The following is an 8002-nucleotide window of genomic DNA, read 5'->3' on the forward strand; positions in this document are numbered from 1 at the left end:
CGCAGGTGGACCCGGTCGGTCCAGGGGGCGTGGTGGTTGGTGAGCCGGGTGCGGAGGGTGTCGATGGTGGTGGCGGAAAAGTCGGTGCCCCAGTAGGACTCGCAGTCGGGGGCAAGTTGGGACAGTAGCAGTCCGGTGCCGACACCGATCTCGAGGATGCGGGTGGGGGACAGTTGTCGGATCCGGGCCACCGTGCCCGCACGCCAGTGCCGCATCTGGTCGATCGGGATGGGCTGGCCGGTGTAGCTGCTGGTCCAGCCACGGAAGTCGTCCCCGAACCCGGTCTCGTCGGGGGCGGCATCGTCACCGGTGTAGAGGTCGTCGTAGACGCGTTGCCACCCGGTGACCAGTTCGGTTTCCTGGGCCCGGTCGTGGGTCAGGGAGGTTTCGGGGTCGAGGACGACGTACCCGATCAACTGCTTGTCGCTTTGGCCCGCACGCCCGTCGGACGCAGTGGGGGTGTCGCCGATCGCGTGGGTGAGGCGGGTGATGACGGTGGCGTGGGTGACGGTGGGGTGGGTGGTGAGGGCGGCTTCGATCTCGCCGGGTTCGATCCGGAATCCGCGGATCTTGACCTGCTGATCGGTGCGTCCGAGGTAGTCGAGGACACCGTCCGCGGTCCAGCGCACGAGGTCTCCGGTGCGGTACATGCGTCCACCGACGGCGGTGCCGGTGGCGTAGGGGTTGGGCAGGAACCGCCCAGCGGTGAGGGCGGGGTGTCGGTGGTAGCCGCGGGCGACTTGTTCTCCGGCGATGTACAGCTCGCCGGGTACTCCGGCCGGGACCGGGCGCAGCCCGGTATCGAGGACGTAGGCCTGCACGGTGGCCGCGGGTTCCCCGATCGGCACCCCGGCCGCGGCACCGGGTGCGAGGTCGGCGTCGGCCACTCGGTGCAAGGTCACGTCCACGGCGGTTTCGGTGGGTCCGTACAGGTTGTGCAGTTGCGCCGACGGCAGGGCGGTGCGGCAGTGGCGGGCGAGATCGGCGGAGAGGGCTTCGCCGGAGGCGACGAGGTGTTGCACTGAGGTGCACCGGGCGAAGTCCGGGTGGTCGATCACCGCGGCCAGTGCGGAGGGCACGAAGTGGACCACGGTCACGTTGTGCTGCCGGATTACGCGGAGGATCTGGGTCGGGTCGCGGCCGGCGTCGGGGGGTGCGATCACCAGTCGGGCGCCGACCTGCAGTGGCCAGAACAGTTCCCAGACCGACACGTCGAACGAGATGGAGGTTTTCTGCAGTACGGCGTCGCCGGGGGTCAGGGGGTAGCAGCGTTGCATCCAGTCCAGCCGGTTCGCTATCGCGGTGTGGGGGACGGCGACGCCTTTGGGGGTGCCGGTGGATCCGGAGGTGTAGATCAGGTAGGCCGGGTGGCCGGGGTGTAGGGGGGTGGTGCGGTCGGTGTCCGTGGGGTTGTGGGTGGGCTGCTTCTCAGTGTCGGTGGTGTCGGTGTGGATCTGCCGGATGGGGGTGGTCGGGAGGCCGGTGGCGGTGGTGGTGTCGGTGATCAGCAGGTGCGGGTGGGCGTCGTGGAGGATGTGCCCGGTGCGTGCGCTGGGGTAGTTCGGGTCGAGGGGGAGGTAGGCGGCCCCGGTTTTCAGGATCGCCAGTAGCACGGTGATCAGCTCGGCGGACCTCGGGAGGGCGACGGCGATCACGGTGTCGGGGCCGGCGCCGGTGTGGATGAGGTGGTGGGCCCACCGGTTGGCGTGCTCGTTGAGCCGGGTGTAGGTCAGGTGCTCGCCTGCGCAGGCCACGGCGATTGCGTCCGGGGACAGGCGCACCTGGTGCTCGACCATGTCCGGCAACGTTCCGGCTGGTGTCGGCACCTGAATGTGGGTGTGGTTCCAGTCGTGGAGGATGCGGTGGCGTTCGGCCTGGTCGAGGATCTCGAGGTCGGATAGGTGTTGGTGGGGGTTGGTGGCGATGGTGTCGAGGACGGTCAGGTAGCGGTGGGTGAGGGTATCGATGGTGGTGCGGCCGAACAGGTCGGTGGCGTACTCGATGGTGGCGGGGATGTCCCGGTCGGGGTCACTGGGGTCGAACAGGTGCATCGAGAGGTCGAATTTCGCGGTGCCGGTGGGGGCGGGCAGCACGGTGGCCTGTAGGTCGGGGAAGTCGATGTCGGGCAGGGTGTTGTTCTGCCAGGCCAATTCGACTTGGAACAGGGGGTGGTAGGCGGTGGTGCGGGTGGGGTTGAGTAGTTCGACGAGCAGTTCGAACGGGATGTCTTGGTGGGTGTAGGCGTGCAGGGCTTTGCCGCGGACCTGGTCGAGGATCTGGTCGAAGCGGGGGTGGTGGCTCAGGTCCACGCGTAGTACCCAGGTGTTGACGAAGAAGCCGATCAGGTCGGTCAGGGCGATGTCGGTGCGGCCGGCGATCGGGCCGCCGATGGTCAGGTCGTCGCCGGCGCCGTGTTTGTGGAGTAGGACGGCGAGGGCGGATTGGGTGAGCATCGACATGGTCACCCCGTGGGTGCGGGCGAGTTGGTCGAGGCGGTGGTGCAGGTGTGCGGGGATGGTGAAGATGGTGGTGTCGCCGCGGTAGCTGGCGGTTTTGGGGCGGGGCCGGTCGGTCGGTAGTGGGGTCAGATCCGGTGCCCCGCCGAGTTCGTGGTGCCAGTACCGGTATTGGGTGGCGATCAGGCTGTCGGGGTCGGTGATCTCGCCGAGGAGGTGGTGTTGCCAGAGGGTGTAGTCGGCGTACTGGACCGGCAGCGGCTGCCAGTGTGGTTCCTCACCGTCGCGACGGGCGGTGTAGGCGTGGGTCAGGTCCTCGATCAGGGGGGCCATCGACCAGCCGTCGCCGGCGATGTGGTGGAGCACCAGTACCAGCACGTGCTCGTCGGGCCGGCACCGCAATATGGTTGCCCGCAGCGGGATCTCGGTGGACAGGTCGAAGCAGTGTCGGGCGGCCTCGGCTACCGCCTCGGCTACCTGACTCGGGTCGAGGTCGGTGAGATGTGTTGGGGCGGTGGCCTGATCGGGGGGAAGGATGTGCTGGAAGGGCTCGCCCCTGGTGGTGTCGAAGAGGGTGCGTAGGGGTTCGTGGCGGGCGATGACATCACCGAGGGCGGCGGTCAGCGCATTGGTGTTCAGGGGTCCGGTCAACCGGAGGGCGAGGGGGATGTTGTAGGTGGCCGACGGGCCCTCGAATTGGTGCAGGAACCACAGTCGTTGCTGGGCGTGTGACAACGGGACCCGGGCCGGTCGTGCCGTCGGTTCCAATGGGGGACGCACCGGTTGGTTCCCGCCGAGGTGGGGGGCGAGTGCGGCGATGGTGGGGGCGTCGAACAGGACCCGGATGGGGAGTTCGACGCCGCGCGTGGTGCGGATCCGGCTGATCAGGCGGGTGGCGAGCAGCGAGTGGCCGCCCAAATCGAAGAAGGAGTCGTCGATCCCGACCCGGGGGACACCGAGGATCTCGGCGTACAGGTCGGTGAGGAGTTGTTCGTCGGGGGTGCGGGGGGCCCGGTAGCGGCCGAGGCCGAAGTCGGGGGCGGGCAGGGCTTTACGGTCGAGTTTGCCGTTCGCGGTCACCGGCAGTGAATCCAAGATGACGATCGCGGCGGGGACCATGTATTCGGGCAGCCGGCCGGCCACATATGCCCGTATCTCGGGGACGAGTGCGGATTCCCTGTCCCCGGGTTCGCCCGCGTGGGTGTGCAGGTCGAGGACGATGTAGCCGATCAACTGTTTGTCGGCGGTCTGACCGAGCGCCTCGTCGTCGGTGGCGGGTTCGCCGCTGCCGATCGGACGGGTGGGGCGGGTGATGACCGCGGCCTGGGTGACGGCCGGGTGTGAGGTGAGGGTGGCTTCGATCTCGCCGGGTTCGATCCGGAATCCGCGGATCTTGACCTGATCGTCGGTGCGTCCGAGGTAGTCGAGGATCCCGTCTGCGGTCCAGCGGACCAGGTCCCCGGTGCGGTACATGCGGGTCCCGTCGGTGCCGAAGGGGTTGGGCAGGAACCGCCCCGCGGTCAGGGCCGGGCGGTGGTGGTAGCCGCGGGCGACTTGTTCTCCGGCGATGTACAGCTCGCCGATCACCCCGGTGGGGACCGGGCGCAGTCCGGTATCGAGGACGTAGACCTGGACGGTGGTGAGTGGTGCGCCGATCGGCACCCCGGCCGCAGCACCGGGTGCGACGTCACCGGTTGACACGGTGTGGGCGGTGGCGCAGATCGTGGTCTCGGTAGGGCCGTAGGCGTTGGCCAGTGTGACGTGTGGGTGGTGCGCGTTGAAGTATGCGGCTACGTCGGTTCTGAGGACGTCTCCGGCTGCCACGATGCGGGTGAGGTGGGTGCAGAGTCGTTCGGTGATGCCGTCGGTGTCCTCGGTGAGGAGACCGAGCAGCGCAGGGGTGAGGAAGATGACGTCGACTTGCTCGGTGGAAACCAGGTCGGCGAGTGCGTAGGGGTCGAGCAGGCCGTCTGCGGCGATGACCAGCTCTCCCCCATTGAGCAGTGGGGACCAGATCTCGTTGACGGCGGTGTCGAATCCGATCGACGAGCGCGCCAATAGCCGGGTCCTTGGTCCTTCCGGCCAGCCGTGCACTGCCAGAGTGGTGAGGTTGTGGTGCGTGACGGCGACGCCTTTGGGGGTGCCGGTGGATCCGGAGGTGTAGATCAGGTAGGCCAAGTGTTGCGGGTGCAGGGGTGTGACCCGGTCGGTGTCGCCGGGGTTGTGGGTGGGCTGGTGGTGCAGGTCGGTGGTGTCGGTGTGGATCTGCCGGATCGGGGTGGTCGGGAGGCCGGTGGCGGTGGTGGTGTCGGTGATCAGCAGGTGGGGGTGGGTGTCGTCGAGGATGTGCCCGGTGCGGTCGCTGGGGTAGTTCGGGTCGATGGGCAGGTAGGCGGCCCCGGTTTTGAGGATCGCGAGCAACACGGTGATCAGCTCCGCCGACCTCGGGAGGGCGACGGCGATCACGGTGTCGGGGCCGGCGCCGGTGTGGATGAGGTGGTGGGCCCACCGGTTCGCGTTCTCGTTGAGTTGGGTGTAGGTCAGCTGCTCGTGGTCGAACACCACCGCGACCTGGTCGGGGGTGGTGCGGACTTGGTGTTCGAACATGTCCGGGACGGTGGCGGTGGGGACCGGGGTGTGGGTGTGGTTCCAGGTGCCGAGGATCTGGTGGCGTTCGGTCTCGTCGAGGAGGTCGAGGCCGGACAGGCGGTCATTGCCTGTGGCGGCCACCTCGCCCACCAAGGTTTCGAGGCGCTCGAGCAGTCTGGTGATGTCCGAGTCGGTGTAGCGTTCGGCGTCCGCTTCGATCTCCGCACGGATGGGCTCGCTCCGGTCACCGTATGTGAAGTGGATGGACATGTCGCGCACCGGCCCGCTACGAACCATGTGGTAGGACGCATCGGAGCGGCCGAACTTCACGTCCGAGTTGAACTTCATGACGTTCAGGGAGAAGCCGAACAGCGGAGCGGAGAAGTTCTTGCTAGTGCCGGCACCGCGGGTCATCCACTCCATGCGAAACCTCTGGTGCGGCAGGGCGGACTTCAACGCGGCCGAGACGGCGGCCACGATATCCTCGAAACGGTCGTACTCGTCGGTTTCAACAGAAATCGGAATTATGTTCGATGCCATCGTCGGCACCTGAAGGGCGTCGGGATCGAGCCGCCCGGTCACCGGAAGCCCGAAGGGCAGTGCCGACCTACCCGACATTCGCTGACCGAACAGATAGCCAACCGCAATTAGCGTGGATGCGAGAGAGAAATCCGATCTGTTGCTCACATCGTGAACTGCGCACGTTGCTGAACGGGAGAATTCTGTATTTCCGTATCGCACCGTCTTGGCTATGGTGGGCCATTGTCCCGACAAAGTAACGGGTGCAGGAAGGCTACGTATCCTGTTCTCCCAGAACTCTTTATCGGATTCGAAATCGTCGGATCGCTCGTATTCCGAGTCCAATTCCCTCATCCGCTCGAGTGGTGCGAACCCACTGGGTGGACTGGGTAGGGACTCGGTGAACGAGTTGTACAGCGAGATGATTCTGGAACAGACCAGAGACAGGCTGAATCCATCCAATGCGATGTGGTGAAAGGACACAAAGAGCATTGAGTATTCGGGGCCGATTGTGACGAGGTCGAAGTGTGTGGGGAATTCACTACCCAGAAGGCTGTGTTCGGTCAGCTTGTGCGACATCCAATCCTCGGCGGACTGGACTGGATCCGGGTCCCCGGAAAGGTCGACGGGCTCGATATCCACTTCCCGCGTATCGTGAACTACCTGCTCAATCGAAGTGTGCCCGGCCAGAAAGCTCGACCGCAGTGCCTCACACTCGGCAACGACTTGACGTAGTGCAGCGGCGAGGGCGGCCTGATCCACATACGACCGTATCTCTATGTATTCATAAATGTTGAATGTCGATGACTCGGGATCGAGGAGTTCCGAAAACCACACACCGAGCTGAGCGTTCGTTAGCTGATGGGTGCGGGCATTGACGGTCTCTGACATTTGGTTCTCCTGTTCCGCAATCGGGCCAGAACGAGAAGTCGACTGGTTTGTGGATCACGGCATCACGCAGACTTTGCGGACGCGGTGAGTCCGGTTCTTCTCCCCATACTCGAGACATTCAAGGCACAGAATCCCCCGACCCGCGTGCACTGACGCGAGCCAAAATAAGGAGGAATGGTGCAGTTTAGGAATGCTGTCTTCGATATTTTCCAGAACGCACGGTTTGCGGTTACCACCGCTGGATGGGTTTGATGACGCACCCATCTCCATGGCTGAGAGTCGGCGTCGCTTTCCGAGCCTTGACTGCTCTACTTCGGATCTCGAGGCCCATCAATCTTCCCAGCCAGCTGGTTGGTCAGCTCGAGATGCCACCAATCATGCTGATCAACCGAGAGCTTCCAGAAGTGGTTCCCGCACTCGATATTTCTCGGCAGACGGTCGAAATGTCGCTTGCTCGAACGTGTTCACACCATGGGACACTCGAGCGGACGATTGGCGGGTATGTCGACCGCTGGTTCTCGACATAGGTTTGGGCTTGAACGGTTTGGACTTGGACCTGCCCTTGTGAACCGTCGATGATCGTCTGACCTGAGGGTGACTCGTCGGGTGCGCCGGCGCGCAAGAGTGGAGAAGACGTCCTCGGCCAACGTGACCGTAGGCAATGAAAGTTCGCAGATGAGGCCGGTTATTCCCATCATTGAACACTCCTGCGATCATCGTCGCAGAACCTCGACCTGTCAATCGCAGCAAGGAATTCAGGCACCAGTAGATGACGGGGTCATGAGGTGAAAGTCATCGCAATCCTCGGCTCCAGACACCTATATCGGGGCCGAAGCCGAACTACTTCAATTCGCTTGTGGCGTGCGTAGACCGAATCATCCAGGGTCGTTGCTGGTGATGTGCACGTAGTCCACCAATATTGCCTATTGGAATGACATTGTGGAGTAGGTGGTTTCGGAGAAGTTCTCGCCGACTTCGACATTGAGAATCATGGAGAACGGGTGATCGTAGACCCATTGGTATCCCATGCCGATGTCCAGCGGTGTGTGGGTTGCGTACGTCTGTCCGTCGATCGACCACATGATCAGGTACGGGGACCAGTCGACGGGATAGGTGTGAAAGTCGTCGGAGAGCCTTTGACCGTCGGGAATGGAGAAACAGCTGTTGGGACTTTCGTCCCCTTTGTATCCGGGCCGTGGATTGTCGGGTTCATCCCCCTTCTACTCCGACATGTCGATCTTGCCGCCTTGGCGCCGCCCCACCTCTGGAAATTGCTGCCTATCATCCAGAACGCGTGCCAGATGCCCTGTCCGGTCGGAAGCTTGATCCGCGCCTCGAAATGTCCGTATGTCTGGTTGAACGATCTCGAGGTATTGATCCTCCCCGAGGTGAAATCACCGACCTGGGGATTGTTGAGGTCGGTGATATTTCTCCTTTTGGTTGTGATCTGGAGGTGCCCGTTGCCGTCCAGCAAGGACTGAAGAACCGAAGGCGATCTTCGACAGAGGCGCGCTCGGTACGGGTTCGGTGGTGTCACAGGTCAGGAT

Annotated in this window: 3 protein-coding genes; all 3 read right to left on the reverse strand. The window is 64.1% G+C overall.

The genetic code is table 11. The features are described from left to right. A partial coding sequence (locus AB0I57_RS19575) for an amino acid adenylation domain-containing protein (protein ID WP_358339082.1) occupies positions 1–6455 on the reverse strand: 6455 nt, incomplete at its 3' end. 923 nt (positions 6456–7378) lie between these two features. Further along, the gene (locus tag AB0I57_RS19580; RefSeq protein WP_358339277.1) at positions 7379–7606 is read right to left on the reverse strand and encodes a family 16 glycosylhydrolase; all 228 of its coding nucleotides are present in this window, start codon (positions 7604–7606) and stop codon (positions 7379–7381) included. After that, the gene (locus tag AB0I57_RS19585) at positions 7540–7992 is read right to left on the reverse strand and encodes a family 16 glycosylhydrolase (protein WP_358339085.1); all 453 of its coding nucleotides are present in this window, start codon (positions 7990–7992) and stop codon (positions 7540–7542) included. The genes AB0I57_RS19580 and AB0I57_RS19585 overlap by 67 nt, the downstream gene beginning before the upstream one ends. Between the last annotated feature and the right edge of the window lie 10 nt (positions 7993–8002).

Origin of the sequence: Rhodococcus sp. NPDC049939 (assembly GCF_040656415.1) — a bacterium.
In the GTDB taxonomy this organism is placed as follows: Bacteria; Actinomycetota; Actinomycetes; order Mycobacteriales; family Mycobacteriaceae; genus Rhodococcus_F.